Origin of the sequence: Micromonospora sp. NPDC051300 (genome assembly GCF_044455315.1) — a bacterium.
GTDB lineage: Bacteria > Actinomycetota > Actinomycetes > Mycobacteriales > Micromonosporaceae > Micromonospora > Micromonospora robiginosa.
The window spans coordinates 100938-120196 of the sequence record NZ_JBITEP010000019.1 but is presented as its reverse complement, the minus strand read 5'-3'; the positions used below and the strand labels follow the sequence as shown (position 1 = coordinate 120196).

Sequence of the window (19259 nt, the reverse complement as noted above, 5' to 3'; positions counted from 1 at the left end):
TGCCGTTTTGCGTTGACCACCGCCCCCGCGGGCGACAGGCGGGGGCGGTGGTCGACGACTGCTGACGGGTCAGCAGTCGTAGTACATGGCGAACTCGTGGGGGGTGGGCCGCAGGCGCACCGGGTCGACCTCGTTGGCGTTCTTCCAGTCGATCCAGGTGGAGATCAGGTCGTCGGTGAAGACGCCGCCGTCGAGCAGGTAGTCGTGGTCGGCCTGAAGCGCCTCCAGCGCGTGCGACAGCGAGCCGGGGACCTGCTTGACGTCGCCCCACTCCTCCGGGGGCAGGTCGTAGAGGTCCTTGTCGATCGGCGCCGGCGGCTCGATCTTGCTCTTGATGCCGTCCAGGCCGGCCATGAGCATGGCGGAGAAGGCGAGGTAGACGTTGGCCGACGGGTCGGGGACGCGGAACTCGACGCGCTTGGCCTTGGGGTTGCTGCCGGTGACCGGGATGCGGGTGCACGCGGAGCGGTTGCGCTGCGAGTAGACCAGGTTGACCGGGGCCTCGAAGCCGGGCACGAGCCGGCGGTAGGAGTTGACGGTCGGGTTGGTGAAGGCGAGCAGCGACGGCGCGTGGTGCAGCAGGCCGCCGATGTACCAGCGGGCGGTGTCGGACAGCCCGGCGTAGCCGGTCTCGTCGTAGAACAGCGGCTCGCCGTTCAGCCAGAGGCTCTGGTGGGTGTGCATGCCGGAGCCGTTGTCCCCGAACAGCGGCTTGGGCATGAACGTGGCGGTCTTCCCGTGCGCCCACGCCTCGTTCTTGATCAGGTACTTGAAGAGCTGGAGCTGGTCGGCCGAGTGCAGCAGGGTGGAGAACTTGTAGTTGATCTCCGACTGCCCGCCGGTGCCGACCTCGTGGTGCGAGCGCTCGACCGTGAACCCGGCGTCGAGCATCCGACGGACCATGCTGTCGCGCAGGTCGGCGTAGTGGTCCACGGGCGGGACCGGGAAGTAGCCGCCCTTGTAGGCGGTCTTGTAGCCCCGGTTGCCGCCCTCCTCCTCGCGGCCGGTGTTCCAGGCGCCCTCGATCGAGTCGATGTAGTAGAACGACTGGTGCGCCGAGGTCTCGTGGCGGATCGAGTCGAAGATGTAGAACTCCGCCTCCGCGCCGAAGTAGGCGGCGTCGGCGATGCCGCTCGCCTCCAGGTACGCCTCCGCCTTCTTCGCCACGTTGCGCGGGTCCCGGGAGTACGCCTCCCGGGTGAACGGGTCGTGCACGAAGAAGTTCAGCGCGACGGTCTTCTGCGCCCGGAACGGGTCCACGAACGCGGTGGCCACGTCCGGCAGCAGCAGCATGTCCGACTCGTGGATCGACTGGAAACCGCGGATCGACGAGCCGTCGAACGCGAGGCCGTCGGTGAAGACGCTGTCGTCGAAGGACTCGACCGGCAGGTTGAAGTGCTGCATCACGCCGGGCAGGTCACAGAAACGTACGTCGACGAACTTCACGTCCTCGTTCTTGAGGTAACGCAGGAGTTCCTCGGGATTGGCGAACACACGTCCTCCTGGCAGGCGTTGTTGATCTCCGGCCACGTCCCGTGGCCGGACCGCCCGGGGACATGGCCCGTACGGCCACCGTACGACGGCTCGCCGTTCGCGGCTCGCCAACCGCCCATCCCGGGTTTCCTCCGTCACATGCCGGGTAGTCGCCGACATGTGCGGGATCAGCGGTGAGGCCCGCTTCGACGGCGCGGCCCCGGACGCCGGCGCGGTCGACCGGATGGCCGAGGCGATGCGCTCCCGCGGCCCCGACGGGGAGGGCCGGTGGAGCGACGGCTGGGTGGCGCTCGGACACCGCCGGCTGACCGTCATCGACCTGTCCGAGGCCGGCGGCCAGCCGATGGCCCGCGACGACCTCGGCCTCGCCCTGGTCTTCAACGGTTGCGTCTACAACTATCCCGAGCTGCGCGACGAGCTGCGGGCCGCCGGGCACACCTTCCGGTCGACGAGTGACACCGAGGTCGTCCTGGTCGCGTACGCCCAGTGGGGTGAACGGTTCGTCGACCACCTGGTCGGCATGTTCGCCGTCGCGCTGGTGGACCGGCCCCGGCGGCGGCTCGTGCTGGCCCGCGACCGGTTGGGCATCAAGCCGCTCTACCTCGCCGAGTCACCCGGCCGGCTGCGCTTCGCCTCCACGCTCCCGGCGCTGCTCGCCGCCGGCGACGTGGACACCGGCATCGACCCGGTGGCGCTGCACCACTACCTCTCCTGGCACTCGATCGTGCCCGCGCCGCGCACCATCCTGCGCGGGATACGCAAGCTGCCGCCGGCCACCGTCCGGGTGGTGGAGGCCGACGGGCGGACCCGCGAGCACGTCTACTGGCGCCCCGCGTACCGGCGCGACCCGGCCCACGACGGCATGGACGCCCACGACTGGCGGGCCGCGATCGGCGACGCGCTGCGCACCGCCGTCCGCCGGCGGCTGGTCGCCGACGTGCCGGTCGGGGTGCTGCTCTCCGGCGGCCTCGACTCCAGCATGATCGTCGCCCTGCTCGACGGGGCCGGGCAGCACCACCTGCAGACGTTCAGCATCGGCTTCGACAGCCGCGGCGACGAGGCCGGCGACGAGTTCCACTACTCCGACCTGGTGGCCCGCGCGTTCGACACCGACCACCACCGCATCCGCCTCGCCGACGGCGACCTCGGCCCGGCGGTACGCGCCACCGTGGCGGCCATGACCGAGCCGATGGGCAGCCACGACGTGGTGGCGTTCCACCTGCTCAGCGAGCAGGTCGCCCGGCACGTGAAGGTGGCCCAGTCCGGGCAGGGCGCGGACGAGGTCTTCGCCGGCTACGGCTACCACCACCGGCTCGCCGAGGCGGCCCGGCCGGACACCGCCGCCGAGTTCACCGCCGCGTTCTTCGACCGGGACCACGCCGGGCTGAACCGGGTGGTCGACCCGGCGTACGCCTGCGACACCGACGTCAGCGGCGCGCTTGTCGCCGCTGACCTGGCCGCGCCGGGCGCGCAGACCGCGGTGGACGCGGTGCTGCGCCTGGACACCCACCTGATGCTCCCGGACGACCCGGTCAAGCGGGTGGACAGCATGAGCATGGCCTGGGGGTTGGAGGTGCGCACGCCCTTCCTCGACCAGGACCTGGTGACGCTGGCCGCCGCCTGCCCGCCCGAGCACAAGCTGGCCCAGGGCGGCAAGGGCGTGCTCAAGGAGGTGGCCCGCGAGGTGCTGCCGGCCGAGGTGATCGACCGACCCAAGGGCTACTTCCCGGTGCCGGCGCTGCGCAACGTCGACGGGCCCGTGCGAGAGTTGGTGGTGGAGGCCCTGGGCGCGCCCGAGGCACGCCGGCGCGGCCTGTTCCGCCGCGCGTACGTCGACGAGCTGCTGGCCGAGCCGGACCGGGCGCAGGCGGCCGCCGGCAGCAACAAGCTGTGGCAACTGGGCCTGCTGGAGCTGTGGTTGCAGTCCCACGGCGTCTGATTCGGCGGAGGGAGCGCGGTGAAGTTCGTCATCGAGAGCGAGACCGACGGTCGGGTGGGGTTCACCGTGCTGGGCGGCGACGGGCAGGTGCTCGCCACCGGCCGGCCCTGCCCGGACAAGGGGTCCGCGCTGGCCGCCATCGGCGAGCTGATGCACGGGCTGGGCGACGCCTGCATCGAGGACCGCACCGAGGCCACCGCCCCGCCGACGCCCACCGCCACCAGCGAGATCGGCGGCGGCGACATGTCCGCGATCGGCCGCTCCGGCATCCCTCCGGTCTGACCTGCCCCGACGACTACCGCTCGTCGTCGACGACCTCGGTCCGGTCGTCGATCGTGGCGGTGACGTCGAGGTGCTCGTCCGGCTGGGGCGCCTCGGCGAGCGTGTGGTGCGGGTCGCCGTCGGGGGAGTAGAGCACCCGGTCGGTCTTGCGGGTCTTCTCCTGGTCCTCTTCCGGTTCCGTCACGGCTTTCCCTCCGGTCCCGGCCGCCCGCCTGCCAGGCGCCTCCTGCCCCACGCTATGTGCCCGCCGCGCGGCGGGCAGGCGTTTCCGCCGTCCGGCGCGTCCGGTGCCGGTGTCGTACCGGGGTCGTAGGGTCACCGCCATGACGACGACACGGACCCACACGCTCGCCGTGCCCGGCGCCGACCTGGTCTACGACGTGCGCGGGCCGCTCCCGCCGTCCGACGGCCGCCCGGTGCTGCTGATGATCGGTCAGCCGATGACGGCGGAGGGCTTCGCCGCGCTCGCCGAGCACCTCGCCGACCGCACCGTGGTCACCTACGACCCGCGCGGCCTGGGCCGCAGCCGGCGCACCGACGGCCGGTCCGACCACACGCCCCGGCAGCAGGCCGCCGACCTGCACCTGCTGATCGAGGCGCTCGGCGCCGGCCCGGTCGAGGTCTTCGGCAGCAGCGGCGGCGCGGTCACCGGGCTGGAGTTGGTCGCCGCCCACCCGGGCGACGTCGTCACGCTCGTGGCGCACGAGCCACCTATCAACGCGGTGCTCCCCGACGCGCCGGCCGCCGAGCGGGCCCGGGCCCGCTTCCACGACGCCTACCGGTCCAGGGGCTCCGGCGCGGGCATGGCCGACTTCATCGCCATGACGTCCTGGCAGGGCGAGTTCACCGACGACTACTTCGACCGGCCCGCCGCCGACCCGGCGGCGTTCGGCATGCCCGCCGACGACGACGGCACGCGCGACGATCCGCTGCTGTCGAAGAACTCGTGGGCGGTCACCGACTACCGTCCCGACGCGGCGCGGCTCACCGCCGCACCGACCCGCATCGTCGTAGCGGTCGGCGAGGAGTCCGCCGGCACCTACACGGCACGCACCGCCCTGGGCACGGCCGCGCTGCTCGGGCAGGAGGCGGTGGTGTTCCCCAGCCACCACGGCGGCTTCCTCGGCGGGCACGCCGGCTATGCCGGCAAGCCGGCCGAGTTCGCCGCCCGGCTCCGCGAGGTGCTGTCCCGGCCGTAGGGGCGGCGGGTGAGCGTCGCGTGGGCCATCGTGGTCAGCGTGACGATGTCGAACACCGGCACGCGCAGCCGCGCCTGGATCCGGTGGGCGAACGGCACCAGGTCGGTGCACTCGATCACCAGCGCGCCCAGGTCCGGGTGGGCCCGCGCGAGCGCGTCCACCCGGCCGTCCACCTCGGCGGCGAGGCGGTCCACGTCGAGCGCGTCGCGCCGCCCCTGGAGCATCACCTCGCGGAACTCCGGCTGCCCGGCCATCCCGGTGACCGCCACCGGCACGTCCGCCGCGCCGACCGCGGCCAGGTGCCGCGCGGTCAGCGCCGCCTCGTCGGCGACCAGCAGTCCGACGGTGCGCCCGACCATCCGGTGCACCATCGGCACCTGGAGCAGGCTCGACGACCACAGCGGCACGTCCACAGCGGCGGCCAGTTCGGCCTGGAACAGCACCAGGAAACCGCACGCCCCGGTGATGCCGGCGACCCCGGCGGCCGCCAGGTCGCGGGCGGCGGCGACGAACGGCTCCAGCAGCGTCGGGTCGGCCTCGCGCACCAGCCGCTGCGGGGTGGCGCCCTCGACCACCCGGTAGCGCACCGGGAAGTCGAACGTCTCCGGGTTGCGGATGTGCCCGGGGATCTTGTCGAAGCTGGTGTCGAGGCAGAGCACGCCGATCTCCGGCCGGTCGTCCATCAGATCCCCCTCGTGAAGCGGTCCAGGGCGAACGTCTGCGCCGGCAGGGCCGGTTCCGCGCCGGTGACGAGCTGGGCGAGCAACTCCCCGCCGGCCGGGGCCAACCCCATCCCGATGTGCCCGTGTCCGGTGGCCACGCTGACGTTGTCGAAGCCACCGGCCCGGCCGATCAACGGCAGGCTGTCCGGCGTGCAGGGGCGCAGCCCGCTCCACACGTCGAGCCGCCGGTCGGTCTCCAGCGCCGGCAGGTAGCGCCGCGCGGTGTGCAGGATCCCGTCCACCCGGCGCGGCGACACCGAGGCGTCCAGGCCGGACAGCTCCAGCGTGCCGCCGATCCGGACCCGGTCACCGAGCGGCATCACCGCCACCTTGCCCTCGCTGAGCAGCACCGGCCGGGTGGGCGTGCCCGGGCCGGCCGGGACGGTGACCGTGTAGCCCTTGGCCGGTTGCAGCGTCAGCCCCACGCCGAGCATCCGGGCGCACGCCGCCGACCACACCCCGGCGGCGATCACCACCTCGGCCGGGCGCAGGTCGCCCCGTGCCGTCCGCACCGCGCGGACCCGCCGGCCGGTCACCTCGAAGTCACGTACCTCGGCGCCGGTGACGATCTCCACGCCGCGCGCCCGCAACGCTGCGGCGAGGGCGACCAGGAACGCCGGGATGCGCAGCGCGGCGCCCTCCTCGTTGAGCAGCGCGCCGGCCACCGCGAAGTCGACCCCCGGCTCCAGCCGGGCCAGCTCGGCGCGGTCCAGGTCGCGCAGCGGCACTCCGCGCGCGGTCGCCGCCGGGATCGTGCGGCGCGCCCGCGCGTACCCCTGCTCGGTGTGGCAGGCCAGGATCATGCCGCGTTCGGTGAGCGTGCCGGCCAGCCCGTCCTCGGCGCAGATCTCGCGCAGCAGCGCGAGGCTGCGTTGCTTGAGCGCGAGCAGCGTCTCGAAGCCGGCGCGGGCGTGCCGCTCGGTGCAGTGCCTGCGGAAGTGCCACAGCCAGGCCAGCAGCGCGCCGTCCAGGCGGGGTTTGACCGAGAACGGGCTCTCCGGGCTGAACAGCCAGCGGAGCCCCTTCGTCGGCACCCCGGGCTCGGCCAGCGGCGCCGAACCCTGGGTGCCGACGAAGCCGGTGTTCCCGGCCGAGCAGGCCGCCGGGTCGCCGACCTCGCCCCGGTCCACCACCGTAACGGTGTGCCCGGCGCGATGCAGGAACCAGGCGCAGCACAGCCCGACCACGCCGGCGCCGATGACCAGCACGTCGGGGTCGCGGCGGTCGGACGTCGTCATCGTCGCCGCCGGTCAGAGCGTGACGACGAAGAAACAGGTGGGCAGGTTCACCACGACCCGTTCCCAGATCTCGGCCCGCAACGCCACCCCCGGCTCGGCGAACGTGCCCGGGGGCGGCTCGGCGAAGCCGATCCGGGACCGGCCGGCGTCGAACAGCAGCGCGCCGTGGCCGAAGTCGCCGACGATCGCGGTGCCCGGGTCGACCAGGCGGGTACGCACGATGAAGACGCCGTTCTCCTCCACGTCGCGCATCAGCGTGCCGCTGCCGAGCAGCCGGTAGTAGTCGGCCGGGTTGATGATCAGCCCGTCGGCGGTGCTGCCCATCTGCTCGACCTCGTTGCAGGCGGACAGGATGGTCGAGCCGAACGGTCCCGGGTCGGTGAGCCGGCCCAGCTCCGGCATGCCCAGCAGCCCGCCCTCGCCGCGCAGGATGGTGTGGTTTTCGGCGGTGGCCAGCCGCACCACCAGCCGGTAGTCGACGAACTGGGCGAAGCTGACCGGGTCCTCCCACAGCGTGTCCGGCACCTGCACCCAGGCGGTGGTGGTGAGCAGCGGCGGGATGGGGGAGCGGTGGAAGTGGTTGGCCGCCTCCCGGCGCAGGTCCGCGCCGTCGACAGCCGGGTCGCCCGGGCGGGGCGGGCTCTCGTGCCAGTAGAACTCCTGCGGATCCTTCGACAGGTCGACCACCTTCAGCACGTTCCGCGACGGGTACCGGGGCTTGCGCCGGGAACTGGTCAACGAGTCGGTGATCGTGACGTCGTAGTCGACGCTGGTGTCGAAGCCGTCCTTGGCGAACGCCTCGACGAACAGCCCGCCGGGCGACATCTGCGTCCTGCGCGCGGCGACCACCTCGGCGATGGTCCGCTTCACGGTGTCGGTGGGGTGCGGCATCTGGTGTCCCTTCCTCAGGCCGGCTTGCGGGCGACGAACATGCCCCAGCCGAACTCGCCCCGGTCGATGGCCGCCTGGATCTCGTCGCAGGAGTCGGCGAAGTTCCCGATCCAGGTCCGCGCCGCCTCGTCGCTCGTGGCCGCGGCGCGCTCGCGGGCGGTGCGGCCCAGCACCCGGTACGTCTGGCGGATGTGCGTGTCCAGGCTGCGCGCCACCACGTCAACGAATCCCGCCTCGGTCAACGCCTCGCGGTAGCCGTCCAGCGAGTAGCCGCCGTTCCACCGCACCCGGTCGTAGACGTGCCGGCGGGCCGCCTCGCCGATCCGCTCGGTCGGCTGGAGGAAGTCCGAGACGGCCAGCACCCCGCCCGGGGCGAGCACCCGGAACATCTCGGCGTGGCTGCGCGGCTTCTCCGGCACCAGGAACAGCGCGTCCTGGCTGACCACGTGCGTGAACGTGCCGTCGGCGTACGGCAGGGCGGTGGCCGAGCCGTGCCGGAACGTCACGTCCAGCCCGGCGCCGCGCTCGGCGCGCCGCTGCTCGGCGAACCGGATCCGCTCGATGCTCAGGTCCAGCCCCTCGCCCCGGCACCCGGTGCGCGCGGCCAGCCGCAGCAGGAAGTTGCCGCAGCCGCATCCGACGTCGAGCACGTTCGACGAGGCGTCGATGCCGGCGTCGTCGGCGAGGATGTCCGAGGTCCGGTCCGCCGCCGCGTGGTAGTCGGCGTCGTCGTCGCCGGCGAAGTAGCCGGTGTGCAGCACGCCCTCGCTGTCCCAGAAGCTGAGGTACGTCTGCGTGGTCTGGTCGAAGAACTCGGAGACGTCGCGCTCGGTGAACTGGCTGGTCGTGGACATGGGCACTCCCTTGTGCGGCGGTCGGGCGGACTCAGGCGTAGGTGTCCTTGCGGACCCCGGTCAGGTGCGGCAGGTCGGGGCCGGTGGCGGCGGCGCCGCCGTCGATCAGGTGCACGCCGGCGGTCACGTACGACGCCCGTTCGCCGGCCAGGAACGCGGCCATCGCGGCCACCTCCTCCGGGCGGGCCAGCCGGCCGACGGCGCTGTGGTGGCCCATCGCGGCCAGCCGGGTCTCCACGTCGCCGTCGTCGCCGGCCAGCCGGGCGGCCGCGCGTTCCATCGGCGGGGTACGCACCCCGCCGGGCGCGAGCACGTTCACGGTGATGCCGTCGCGGCCCACGTCGACCGCGAGTCCCTGGGCGAAGCGGACCAGTGCGGCCCGGGTCACCCCGGACAGCACCAGCGGGCCGATCGGCACGCAGGCGGTCTCGGAGGCGATCAGCAGCAGCCGGCCCCGGCCGGCGGCGCGCATGTGCGGCACCGCGGCCAGCGACAACGCGACCGCCGGCAGCAGCACCCGGTCGACGGCCGCCCGGTAGTCGCCGGTGTCGAAGCCGGTGGCGGTGCCGATCGGCGGGCTGCCGCCGCTGACCAGCAGCACGTCCACGCCGCCGAGGTCGGCGGCGACCCGGTCGACCCAGCGCGCCGCGGCGTCGGTGTCGGTGACGTCCACGCGGTCGGCGCTGACCCGTCCGGTGGCCACCGCGCCCAGCTCCCGTTCCGCCGCGGCGAGGCGGTCCGGGTCGCGCCCGCAGACCGCCACGTGCGCGCCCTCGGCGGCGAACTCCTTCGCGCAGGCCAGCCCGATGCCGCTGGTGCCGCCGGCGACCAGCGCCACCCGACCCTTGAGCCCCAGGTCCACGTCCGTCACCCTCTCGTCTCGCCGACACGGGTCGCCGCGCCGGTGGTCCCGACCGGCCGGCCGGACCGGTAGCCGTAGCGGCTGGACAGCGGCCAGGCCAGCGCCGCCACGGCCAGGCGTTGCCGGCCGGTGAGCGTCCGCCGCCAGCCGTCGTCGGTGTCCCGGATGACCGTCGCGCCGGTGCGGAACCGGTCCGGGTTGCCGGTCACCGTGTGGTTGCCGCGCAGCTCCACGGTCCGGTCGCGGACCGGGTTGCCGGCCGGGTCCGCGCCGACCAGTCGCAGCAGGGCGTCCACCGTGCCCGCCGGGTCGGCGGTGAAGTCCTCGTAGCGCAGGAACGTCGACCGTCCGGGGTGCCGGCGGTTGATCGCCGCCGAGGCCAGGTTGAACCCGTGCCAGTACGCGGTGCTGCGCGCCGCCGACATGGCGTACACGTAGTCCTTCGGCTCCCGCCAGGAGTGCGCCACCGCGCGGGGGTCGCGCACCAGGTGCAGCCAGTACGGCTCGACGCCGGGCACGTGCGGCAGCAACGCCGATTCACCGGGGATCTTGGTGCTGTCCACGATCACCCGGGCGCCGGTGCGCGTGGCGATCTCCCGGTAGACCGCGCCGAGCAGGTCGGCGTGCGCGCGGGTGTCCGCGTCGTACGCGCCCCGACGCAGCACCCGCCAGGTGTGCCGGGTCCGCAGCCGGGCCCGTTGCCGCCGGATCACCTCGGCGGCGTGCGCGTCCGGGGACGTTCCGGCCGGCCGGCCGACCGGCAGCACCGCCGACCACAGCGGACAGGCGGTCAGCGCGGCCCCGCAGCCGCACCTGTCGTTGACCCCGCGTCCGGTGGAGTTCTTCCACAGGAAGTGCAGTTCGCCGACGTGCGCCACGCCGGGCGCCTCGCCGAGGACGTTGCCGATGATGGTGCTGCCGTTGCGGCACCATCCGGTGACGCTGAGCACGGTGACGGGGCTACTCACGTGTGCACCTCCACGGGCTGTCCGACGGTGACGGGACGGCCGATGCGCAGCGCCATGGCGGCGGCCACGACCGCGCCGGCCGCGCCGGCCACGAACACCGCCGGGTAGCCGAACCCGGCGGCGACCAGACCGGTCGCCGGCCCCCACACCGCCAGCCCGAGATCCCAGAACGAGGTGTACGCCCCGATCGCCGCCCCCTGCCGGGCCGGGTCGGTGCGGTTCATCACCATCAGCGCCAGTGACGGGTGCAGCAGCGAGAACCCGACGCCCATCACCACCGCGCCGGCCACCGCGACCGGCAGGTTCGGCGCGACCGCGATGACCAGCAGCCCGACCGCCTCGCCGACCCCGCACCAGGTGGCCACCCGGCGGGGGCCGAGCCGGTCGGGCAGGTGCCCGATGACCAGCCGGGTGCCGGCGTAGACCGCGCTGAAGCAGCTCAGCACCACCACCCCGTGACCGATCCCGCGCTCGTCCAGGTGCAGCACCACGAACGCGGCCAGCCCGGCGTAGCCGGCGGCGCCGAACGTCAGCGCCACGCCGGGCAGCAGCGCGGGGCGCAGCAGCAGCCCGCCGCCCTTCGCCGCCGGCGCGGTACGCGGTGGAGCCGGCACCAGCGCGACGAGCGCCGCGCCGACGGCCGGGGCGGCCGCGCTGAGCGTCCACACCGCCGGGTACCCGGCCTGTTGCACGGTGGCGCCGAGGAACGTGCCGGCGGAGATGCCACCCCACATGCTCACGCCGTACAGGCCGATGAGCTGGCCGCGCCGGTGGTGCGGGGCGAGCTGGACGATCCACACCGCGCCGGCGGTGAACAGCGCCGCCTCACCGGCGCCGAGCAGCAGCCGGACCGCCACCAGCGCCGGCACGCCCAGCGGCGCCAGGTACAGCAGGCCGCCGGCGGCCACCACAAGCGCCCCGGTCAGCATCACGGTGCGGTGGCCGTACCGGTCGGCGAGCGCGCCCGCGACCGGCCGGACCAGCAGCGCGGTCACCGCGGTCACGGTGACCACGACGCCGACGGTGAGGTCACCGGCGCCGTGCCGGTCCCGCAGGAATCCGGGCAGCACCGGGATGACCGCGGTCAACCCGAGGTAGCCCGCGAACAGGCCGCCGAGCAGCCCGACCAGCGCGAGCCGGGGCAGCGGCTGCTCCTCGGTGGTCGCGCCGCTCACGGCCGCGCCGGCGCGGCGTCGCGGGCGTCGGCCACCTTGCGGACCGCGCGGACGAGGTCGTCGCAGTCGTCCGGGGTGAGGTTTGACGACAGCGGCACGTCGACGGTCTCGGTGAGCAGCCGCGCGGTGCGCGGCAGCATCGCGCGGACCTCCCCGGGGTCGGCGCTGTCGTAGAGGAAGCGCCAGTTCCAGAACGCCCGGACGTTGAGGTCGTCGTCCGCGCCGATGTTGCGCGCGTCGATCCCCTCGGCCCGCAGCGCCCGGGTGAACCAGGCCGCGTCGCCGTCGGGCACGCGGAACAGGAACGCCTCCCCGAGGTACGCCCCGGGCGCGACCGGCCGCCGCGCCACGATGCCGGGCACGTCGGCCAAAGCTCGGGAGACGTGCGCGTAGTTGCGGTGGAACAGCGCCAGCCGCTGCGGCAGCCGGGTCAGCTCGGCCCGCAGCAGGGCGGCCCGGATCTCGTCCATGCGCAGGCTGAGCAGGGGCAGGTCCAGGCCGGTGAGCGACGGTTCGCCGTGCGGGAAGTGCCGCCGCAGCCGCCCCTCGTACGCGCCGGACAACGCGACCGCCCGGGCGAAGAGCGTGCTGTCGTCGGTGACCAGGAAGCCGCCCTCACCGCAGTTGAGCGCCTTGTCGGACTGGGTGCTGAACGCCCCGGCCGCGCCGAACGTGCCGAGCTTGCGGCCGTTGAGTTCGGCGCCGAGCGCCGGTACGGCGTCCTCGATCAGCGGCACGCCCATCTCGGCGGCGAAGGCGGCGAGCGCCTCGACGTCGGCGGCGAAGCCGCGCATGTGCACCACCATGATCGCGCGGATGTCCGGCCGCCACCGGCGGCGCAGGTCATCGAGGTCCATCCGCAGATCGTCGTCGACCTCGACCAGGAATGGCCGGCAGCCGGCCAGCACAATGGCGCTCGGCGTGGCGACAAAAGTGAATCCCGGGCAGGCGACCAATGAGCCGGACGGCACTCCGGCGCCCATCAGGGCGAGGGCGAGCGCGGCGGTGCCGCTGGAAACGGCGAGAGCGTGCCGGGTGCCGAAATAGTGGCACAGTTCGTCCTCGAAACGGCCACATTCGGTTTCGTTCTGCGGCCGGTGGTCGTATCGGAAGTAGAGATGACTGCGAATGGCCCGAATTGCGGCGTCCTCGTCTTCGGCGTGTACGAATACCGCGCCTTTGTCGTAGGTGGGCCACGGCGTGCCCCGGACCGGTCGACCGCCGTGCAGGGCGAGCTGTCTTTCCAGCTCAGCGCCGTGCGGAGCCGGCCTCGGCCGGCTCCGGGCGGGAGCGTCGTTGTTCCCGTTCACCGGCGGACTCCTCGGGCGAGCGGCGGCAATTCCTATCCGATCGATAGGATTAACCGAGCGCGCGCCGGGCACGATTGCCCGGCGGAATCTCGCGGTCCCGGCGCGATCCCGTCGAGGGGTGGGAAATGCCACCAGATCCGACATTGGCGTGCGGTGGATCCAGTGACCATCATGATTGTCCCCCGGATCGCCACCCGTCAACATCTCGAAGAATGGTTGCTGACAGTGACAGTGGACAATAAGGAACTGTCCCTCGTGGCGCGTGCCGTACCCGCCGTCGCGGACCCGCGCCGCCGAACCGCCCGTGGCGGCCGGTGTCGTCACGGGCGGTCCGCCGGCCGGATCGCCCCGCCGGACCCGAGCGTGCCGCCGGTCTCCTCGCCACACCTGGCGCGCGCTCGCGCCGGCCCGCGTCGGTCGGTGACTCGATGTGAGCAATGGGTGAGCATCGGCAACCTCACCCCCGCTGCCTTTGCTCTGCAGCCACGGACGCATCGGTGACGGACGGCTAACCGCTGCGTGGGTGGCTGCAGAGCAAAGGCAGCGAGGGGCTCATCCCGGCGGACGACGCGTTCTCGCATAGTGCCTGTTCAGACCGATGTGGCACCGAACGTTGGTCACGCCAGGAGAACGGATGGCCGCTACTCGGCGTGACTGCCCCGACAGCGCGCCCGTCCTGACTGAGCGTGACTGATCCGGGGGTCGCCGGTCCGCCGGCGGAGACCGGCGCGGGGCGAGCGTCAGGGCGGTCAGGGCGGTCAGCGCCAGGCGTCCCGCCAGGCCCCGACCAGGTCGGGCACGGACGCGTACCGCGCGCCCGGGTCGGCTCGGGTGGCCCGCTCCACGACCGCCGCGGCTCGTTCGCCGCCCCGCCAACCCGACGGCGCGTCGAGCAGGTGGTGCAGCGCGCGGCCCAACGCGTGCACCGTCGTGCGCCCGTCGATCACCGCGCCCCGGGTCAGCTCCTCCGGCGAGAGATAACGGCGCGAACCGGGCAAGCGCTCGGAGTCCAGCACGAACGGGCCCGGCCGGTACTCGTCCAGGTCGATCAGCCGCATCCGGCGCGCGTCGAAGTCGTAGAGGAAGCAGCCGTCGTACAGGTCGACCGCGACGTAACCGGCGGCGTCGACGGCCAGGTGGGCGTCGAGGACCACCGCGAGAGCCGCGCGCACCTCGGCGACCGGCAGGCGCTGGAATCGGGCGAGGCCGGAGCGGTCCGATCCGTGCACGGTGGCGTGGTTGAGCACCGTCCCCTCGCACCACGGGTAGACGAGCGTGGGCCCGTCGGTGCCGTCACGCACCAGCTCCGGCCGGACGATGCCGGGGTGCCGGACGGCGGCGTGCAGGCCGAGGGCCCGGGTCAGCGAGGCCCGCGCCTCCGGTGTCCGGGCCCGCTTGACGAACCAGCGCCGGCCCGCCGCCCGCACTCCGTAGGAGAGACAACCGGAGTCCTGGTCGCCGAAGACCACGAACTCGTCGGCCGGATCCAGTTCGAACACCCGCCGAGGGTAGCGCCGGGTGCTCGGCCACGACGGGTCACTCCGGCGGCGCCACCACCTCGATGACCTCGGCGGGCGCGCGGCGCGGCGCCGGTGGCAGGTCCTCGTCCGGGCCCCAGCCGACCCGCACCACCAGGTAGGGGTCGCCGATGCCGGCGAGCAGGTCGCGCATCATCCGGCGCGGCCAGGCCAGCTCGATCGCGTCGCTGAGCGGCGCGCCGGCCAACCCCTCGGCGGTCGCGGTGAGCAGCAGCGCCGACAGGGCCTCGCCGCCACGCAGCCACTCCGCCGGCTCGTCGCGGTCACCGAACAGGATCAGGTACGCCGCGCCGCGGTCGAAGTCCGCGCCGGCGGCCAGCCCGGCCGCCCCGCCGGGCACATGGTCGCGCAGCGGGACGCGCCGTGGCCCCGGCCGGACCGCGGTGGTCGTGGGCACGCCGTCGCCGCTGCCCGCCGGGCGGTTCGTCCACCGGCGCAACTCCTCCCGGTACGCGGGGTCGGCCAGCTCCGCGTCGGCGGCCCGGCCGGTGGACACGGCCAGCATCGGCATCTGGTCCGGGCGGACGACGTGCAGGTGCGCGCCCTGCGCCTCGACGGCGTCGGTGAGCCGGGTCAGCACCCACTCGGGCACCGGCCGGTCGCCGTATGCGCGCCGGTCGGTGCGGCGGCGGGGGATCGCCTCGACCAGCCGCAGCGCCGCCACGTCCAGCGCGGTCGGGCCGGTGGCCCGCAGCCGGGCCAGCAGCGTCGGTTCGGCCGGGTCGGGCAGTCGCTCGACGGTGACCGCCCAGCCGGCGGCGGCGAGCGACACCCGGGCGTGGTGCAGGGCCGCGCCGCAGCTCAGGACCAGCAGCCGGCCGTCCGGGTCGGTGTGCGCGAGCTGCCGGTCCGGGTCGGCGCGCAGTTCCAGCGTGCCCCCGTCGACACGCCACCGCCACGGTTGGGTGTTGAAGACCGAGGGGGCGTGCAGGGACTGCCGGGCGGCCGCCTCCAACACCCGTACCGCCGGGTTCTGCTGCGTGCGGGTCGATGACCGGTCCATGGCGGCGCCTCCTCGTTCCTGATCCCCTTTCGAGGCTGCTCGCCGCCGGGGCCCAGGGGCAGGGCCGGAGGTCCCGAGCCCACCGAGCCCGGCGGCCCGGGTGTTAAAAAGGGGCCCCTCCTCTACCGGAGGCGTTAAGCGGGGGCCCCGCCTTGCTCGGGTGGAACGGCGAGGGCGATGGTCAGGTCGAGGACCGTGGCGGGGTCGTGCAGGCGGTCGCCGAACAGTTCCCGCAGCTTGCCCATCCGGTAGCGGACGGTCTGCGGGTGCACGAACAGGTCCGCCGCCACGTCGTCGCGGCGTCCCTGGTGCAGCAGCCACGACCGCAGCGTCTCGGCGAGCCGGTGCGCGGTGGCCGGCGGCAGCGCGGCGAGTGGGGCCAGGGCCTGGGTACGCAGGTCGGCCAGCGCCTCCGGGTCCATGCTGAGCAGCAGCGCGGACAGGTGCCGTTCGGTGTCGACCGGCCCGGAGTCCGGCTCGCCCAGGCCGAGCGCGAGCGCCCGGGTGGCCCGCTGGTAGGAGGCGGCGACCCGGTGCCAGGGGCGGGCCGGGCCGAGCACCGCCCGGTGCCCGTGCAACAGCCGGACCAGTTGCCGGCGCCGGCCACCGTGCGCGTCCGGCACCAGCAGCACCACCAGATCCTCGGCCGGGCGCATCCCGGGCAGGTCCTCGCCGCTCTCCAGCGTCTGCGGGCCGAGCAGGGCGAGCACCGCGCGCAGGTGCCGGCGGGGCAGCAGCACCACGGTCAGCGTCTGCGGCGGCGGCCAGTCGGCCCGCTCCGCGCTGCGGCGCAACGACTCCTCCGGCTCGCCGGCCAGCAACTGTCGGGTGAGCCGCTCCAGGTCCCGGCGGCGTACCCGGCCGGCGCTGGCCAGCTCGTCGGCGTGCCCGGCCACGCTGGCCGCGGACAGCTCGTCGATGTACGCGAACATCAGCTCGGCGAACTCGGCCACCGTCTCGGCGGCCAGTCCGCTGCGTACCGTGGTGGTGGAGACCTCCCGCCAGGCCACCCGGGCGCCCACCCGGTACGCGGCCAGCAGCGCGTCCATGCTCCGCCCGGAGCGGGCCTCACCGCTGCCCAGCGCGTACGCGGCCTCCAGCGCGGGGGCCAGGGGAGTGCTCGGGTCGAACGCCTGGGTACCCTCGATGAGCTGGAGGAACGTGCCCAGCGCGATGCGTACCGCGTTCTCGATCTTCGCGCGCATGGTGCCGGTGAGCGTGCCGGAGTAGTCCGGCACCTCGGCGGTGATCGCGGTGACCGTGCGTTCGGCGACCATCGGCAGCCGGTCGCGCAGCATCGCCGCCACCTCGGCGTCGAGATCGAGATGGGCGGCGCGTGCCCCGGTCCCGGTCTCCTGCGTCATGTTGTTCCCTTCGAACAAAAAGCCGTGGCCGTTTCACCTTTGCCGGTCAAGATGTTATGCGATCCCGCAGCCACGCTGGTCATATGACCACAACTGCGCCCCGCCGCTCCCAGAAGGTCTCCTTCCGGGACAGGCTGCTGCGGCTGGCCGGCACGGTCACCACTCCGCTGCTGCCGGGCGACTACCTCGACCTGGTCGCGCCGCTGCGCGCCGGTGCGCCGTTGCGCGGCCGGATCGTCGCCGTCCGCCCGGAGACCCCGGACGCGGCGACGCTGGTGATCCAGCCCGGTCGCGGCTGGCAGGGGCACCTGCCGGGGCAGTACGTGCGCCTCGGCGTGGACGTCGACGGGGTACGCCAGTGGCGCGCGTACTCGGTCACCTCGCCGCCCGGCGCGGCGGACGGCCGGATCGCCGTGACCGTGAAGGCGATCCCGGACGGCAAGGTCAGCAACCACCTGGTCCGCCGGATCCGCCCCGGCACGATCGTCCAGCTCGACCAGGCGCAGGGCGACTTCGTGCTGCCTACGGCGACGCCGGAGCGGGTCCTGTTCCTCACCGCCGGCAGCGGCATCACCCCGGTCATGGGGATGCTGCGCGCCGGGCTCGCCGACCGGGCCGACGTGGTGCTGGTGCACTCGGCGCCCACCCGTGACGACGTCATCTTCGGCGCGGAGCTGCGGGCGCTCGCCGCGCGCGGCGCGGTACGCCTGGTCGAGCGGCACACCGACACCTCCGGCCTGCTCGACGTGGCCGAGCTGGACGATCTCGTACCCGACCACGCGCAGCGGCACACCTGGGCGTGTGGGCCGATCGGCATGCTCGACGCGGTCGAGGGGTACTGGACATCCAGGGGTGTCGACGAACTGCTGCACACCGAGCGGTTCCGACCCACCGTGATCACGCCGGGCGACGGCGGCACGGTGACCTTCACCGGGGCGGGGGTGACCGTCGAGGCCGACGGCGCCACCACCCTGCTCGACGCGGGGGAGAACGCGGGGGTGCTCATGCCCTCGGGCTGCCGGATGGGGATCTGTTACGGCTGCGTCGTGCCGCTGCGCCAGGGCGCGGTTCGCGACCTGCGCAACGGCGACGTCACCACGGCGGTGCCGGGCGACGGCGTACGGATCCAGACCTGCGTGTCGGCGGCCGCCGGTACCTGCGACATCGAACTCTGAGGAGCCACCGACGTGACCGTGATCCAGAAGAAGGCCGACAACCCGATCGCCCACCTGAGCGCCGAGGACATCGAGATCATCGGCAAGGAGCTGGACGCGATCCGGGATCGGGTCGTCGCCGACCGGGGGGAGCGGGACGCCCGCTACATCCGCAAGGTGATCAAGACGCAGCGGACGTTGGAGATCAGCAGTCGCGCGGTGCTGCTGTTCTCGCTGTTCCCGCCGGCCTGGATCGTCGGCACGGCCGGCCTGTCGATCGCCAAGATCCTCGACAACATGGAGATCGGGCACAACGTCCTGCACGGCCAGTGGGACTGGATGCGCGACCCGAAGATCCACTCCACCACCTGGGACTGGGACCACGTCTCCCCGGCCGACCAGTGGAAGCAGTCGCACAACGAGCTGCACCACCGCTTCACCAACGTGGTCGGCAAGGACAACGACCTCGGGTACGGCATCATGCGCGTGGACGAGGACCAGCCGTGGCACCCGATGCACCTGGGCCAGCCGGTGTGGAACCTGCTCAACGCCGCCTTCTTCGAGTACGGCATCGCCGCGTACGACATGGAGCTGGGCGACCACCTCAAGCAGAAGCGGCTCAAGGACCCGACGTTCCGGGCCAAGGCGAAGGCGGTCGGCCGCAAGATCCGCAAGCAGGTGCTGAAGGACTACGTGGTCCACCCGCTGCTCTCCGGCCCGTCGTTCCTGTCCACGCTCGCTGCCACGTTCACCGCCAACCTGATCCGCAACGTGTGGAGCCACTCGGTGATCATGTGCGGGCACTTCCCGAACGGCGTGGAGACGTTCGAGAAGACCTCCATCGAGGGCGAGACGCGCGGCGAGTGGTACCTGCGGCAGATGCTCGGCTCGGCCAACATCAGCGGCCCCCGCCTGCTGCAAATCATGACCGGGAACCTGTCCTTCCAGATCGAGCACCACCTCTTCCCCGACCTGCCGAGCAACCGCTACCAGGAGATCGCCCCGCAGGTGCGGGCGCTGTTCGACAGGTACGGACTGCGCTACACCACCGGCCCGCTGCCCAAGCAGGTGGCCTCCGCCTGGTGGAAGGTCATCCGCCTGTCGCTGCCCAACCGGCGTGACCGCCGGCAGCCTGTCGCGTCCGGCCCGCTGGTCCCCTCCGGCGCCGCCTGACCGGCACGTGCACGGCCGGTGAACTTCCCCCCACCGGCGCTCGCACATTCGGTTTCCTCGCAGCTCAGGCCGCATTTTGCGGCCCCCGGGCGG

Annotated in this window: 18 protein-coding genes; 5 read left to right on the top strand and 13 right to left on the bottom strand. The window is 73.5% G+C overall.

Translation table 11 applies throughout. The features are described from left to right. Window positions 1-69: 69 nt before the first annotated feature. Window positions 70-1494 (bottom strand): type I glutamate--ammonia ligase, encoded by a 1425-nt coding sequence (gene glnA / locus ACIA5A_RS21155; protein WP_396764838.1) that lies wholly within the window; start codon window positions 1492-1494, stop codon window positions 70-72. Window positions 1495-1651: 157 nt separating this feature from the next. Between glnA and ACIA5A_RS21150 the strand changes: the two genes are divergently transcribed. Continuing rightward, complete coding sequence (locus ACIA5A_RS21150) at window positions 1652-3433, top strand: N-acetylglutaminylglutamine amidotransferase (protein WP_396764835.1); 1782 nt, start codon at window positions 1652-1654, stop codon at window positions 3431-3433. 18 nt (window positions 3434-3451) lie between these two features. Further along, on the top strand, window positions 3452-3715 hold the full coding sequence (locus ACIA5A_RS21145; RefSeq protein ID WP_396764833.1) for a hypothetical protein: 264 nt from the start codon (window positions 3452-3454) through the stop codon (window positions 3713-3715). 13 nt (window positions 3716-3728) lie between these two features. On the opposite strand, the gene ACIA5A_RS21140 is transcribed toward ACIA5A_RS21145, so the two are convergent. Then, window positions 3729-3899: a hypothetical protein gene (locus ACIA5A_RS21140; protein ID WP_396764830.1), complete on the bottom strand. Its 171-nt coding sequence runs from the start codon at window positions 3897-3899 to the stop codon at window positions 3729-3731. A gap of 139 nt (window positions 3900-4038) precedes the next feature. Here ACIA5A_RS21140 and ACIA5A_RS21135 point away from each other — a divergent pair, with 139 nt between their 5' ends. Next, window positions 4039-4914, top strand: a complete 876-nt coding sequence (locus ACIA5A_RS21135; protein WP_396764828.1) for an alpha/beta fold hydrolase — start codon at window positions 4039-4041, stop codon at window positions 4912-4914. Here the strand turns inward: ACIA5A_RS21135 and ACIA5A_RS21130 are convergent. The 11 genes from ACIA5A_RS21130 to ACIA5A_RS21080 form a co-directional block, all read right to left on the bottom strand. After that, window positions 4854-5597 (bottom strand): aspartate/glutamate racemase family protein, encoded by a 744-nt coding sequence (locus ACIA5A_RS21130; protein ID WP_396764825.1) that lies wholly within the window; start codon window positions 5595-5597, stop codon window positions 4854-4856. The two genes, ACIA5A_RS21135 and ACIA5A_RS21130, sit on opposite strands and share 61 nt — an antisense overlap. Further along, on the bottom strand, window positions 5597-6874 hold the full coding sequence (locus ACIA5A_RS21125; protein WP_396764823.1) for an NAD(P)/FAD-dependent oxidoreductase: 1278 nt from the start codon (window positions 6872-6874) through the stop codon (window positions 5597-5599). Before ACIA5A_RS21125 ends, ACIA5A_RS21130 begins: the two co-directional genes overlap by 1 nt. Window positions 6875-6886: 12 nt before the next feature. Then, on the bottom strand, window positions 6887-7765 hold the full coding sequence (locus ACIA5A_RS21120; protein ID WP_396764821.1) for a family 3 encapsulin nanocompartment shell protein: 879 nt from the start codon (window positions 7763-7765) through the stop codon (window positions 6887-6889). Window positions 7766-7779: 14 nt separating this feature from the next. Continuing rightward, the gene (locus ACIA5A_RS21115) at window positions 7780-8619 is read right to left on the bottom strand and encodes a class I SAM-dependent methyltransferase (protein WP_396764818.1); all 840 of its coding nucleotides are present in this window, start codon (window positions 8617-8619) and stop codon (window positions 7780-7782) included. A 31-nt stretch (window positions 8620-8650) separates the two neighbouring features. Continuing rightward, complete coding sequence (locus tag ACIA5A_RS21110) at window positions 8651-9481, bottom strand: SDR family NAD(P)-dependent oxidoreductase (protein ID WP_396764815.1); 831 nt, start codon at window positions 9479-9481, stop codon at window positions 8651-8653. A 5-nt stretch (window positions 9482-9486) separates the two neighbouring features. Beyond that, the gene (locus ACIA5A_RS21105) at window positions 9487-10449 is read right to left on the bottom strand and encodes a sulfotransferase (RefSeq protein ID WP_396764812.1); all 963 of its coding nucleotides are present in this window, start codon (window positions 10447-10449) and stop codon (window positions 9487-9489) included. Further along, complete coding sequence (locus tag ACIA5A_RS21100; RefSeq protein WP_396764809.1) at window positions 10446-11624, bottom strand: MFS transporter; 1179 nt, start codon at window positions 11622-11624, stop codon at window positions 10446-10448. The genes ACIA5A_RS21105 and ACIA5A_RS21100 overlap by 4 nt, the downstream gene beginning before the upstream one ends. Next, on the bottom strand, window positions 11621-13078 hold the full coding sequence (locus ACIA5A_RS21095) for a DegT/DnrJ/EryC1/StrS family aminotransferase (RefSeq protein ID WP_396764909.1): 1458 nt from the start codon (window positions 13076-13078) through the stop codon (window positions 11621-11623). Before ACIA5A_RS21095 ends, ACIA5A_RS21100 begins: the two co-directional genes overlap by 4 nt. Window positions 13079-13692: 614 nt before the next feature. Then, the gene (locus ACIA5A_RS21090; RefSeq protein ID WP_396764806.1) at window positions 13693-14433 is read right to left on the bottom strand and encodes a serine/threonine protein kinase; all 741 of its coding nucleotides are present in this window, start codon (window positions 14431-14433) and stop codon (window positions 13693-13695) included. A gap of 37 nt (window positions 14434-14470) precedes the next feature. Next, window positions 14471-15475, bottom strand: coding sequence for an Acg family FMN-binding oxidoreductase (locus ACIA5A_RS21085; protein WP_396764803.1), 1005 nt, complete (start codon window positions 15473-15475; stop codon window positions 14471-14473). 134 nt (window positions 15476-15609) lie between these two features. Continuing rightward, the gene (locus tag ACIA5A_RS21080) at window positions 15610-16839 is read right to left on the bottom strand and encodes a PucR family transcriptional regulator (protein WP_396764800.1); all 1230 of its coding nucleotides are present in this window, start codon (window positions 16837-16839) and stop codon (window positions 15610-15612) included. Window positions 16840-16922: 83 nt separating this feature from the next. Here ACIA5A_RS21080 and ACIA5A_RS21075 point away from each other — a divergent pair, with 83 nt between their 5' ends. Next, complete coding sequence (locus ACIA5A_RS21075) at window positions 16923-18014, top strand: ferredoxin reductase (protein WP_396764797.1); 1092 nt, start codon at window positions 16923-16925, stop codon at window positions 18012-18014. A gap of 12 nt (window positions 18015-18026) precedes the next feature. Beyond that, on the top strand, window positions 18027-19166 hold the full coding sequence (locus ACIA5A_RS21070) for a fatty acid desaturase family protein (RefSeq protein WP_396764795.1): 1140 nt from the start codon (window positions 18027-18029) through the stop codon (window positions 19164-19166). The last annotated feature ends 93 nt before the right edge of the window (window positions 19167-19259 follow it).

Coding starts and splice junctions, on each gene's coding strand:
- ACIA5A_RS21125 (WP_396764823.1), bottom strand. CDS start 6,874: ATGACGACGTCCGACCGCCGCGACCCCGACGTGCTGGTCATCGGCGCC.
- ACIA5A_RS21130 (WP_396764825.1), bottom strand. CDS start 5,597: ATGGACGACCGGCCGGAGATCGGCGTGCTCTGCCTCGACACCAGCTTC.
- ACIA5A_RS21135 (WP_396764828.1), top strand. CDS start 4,039: ATGACGACGACACGGACCCACACGCTCGCCGTGCCCGGCGCCGACCTG.
- ACIA5A_RS21075 (WP_396764797.1), top strand. CDS start 16,923: ATGACCACAACTGCGCCCCGCCGCTCCCAGAAGGTCTCCTTCCGGGAC.
- ACIA5A_RS21080 (WP_396764800.1), bottom strand. CDS start 16,839: ATGACGCAGGAGACCGGGACCGGGGCACGCGCCGCCCATCTCGATCTC.
- ACIA5A_RS21120 (WP_396764821.1), bottom strand. CDS start 7,765: ATGCCGCACCCCACCGACACCGTGAAGCGGACCATCGCCGAGGTGGTC.
- ACIA5A_RS21150 (WP_396764835.1), top strand. CDS start 1,652: ATGTGCGGGATCAGCGGTGAGGCCCGCTTCGACGGCGCGGCCCCGGAC.
- ACIA5A_RS21095 (WP_396764909.1), bottom strand. CDS start 13,078: ATGTCGGATCTGGTGGCATTTCCCACCCCTCGACGGGATCGCGCCGGG.
- ACIA5A_RS21115 (WP_396764818.1), bottom strand. CDS start 8,619: ATGTCCACGACCAGCCAGTTCACCGAGCGCGACGTCTCCGAGTTCTTC.
- ACIA5A_RS21085 (WP_396764803.1), bottom strand. CDS start 15,475: ATGGACCGGTCATCGACCCGCACGCAGCAGAACCCGGCGGTACGGGTG.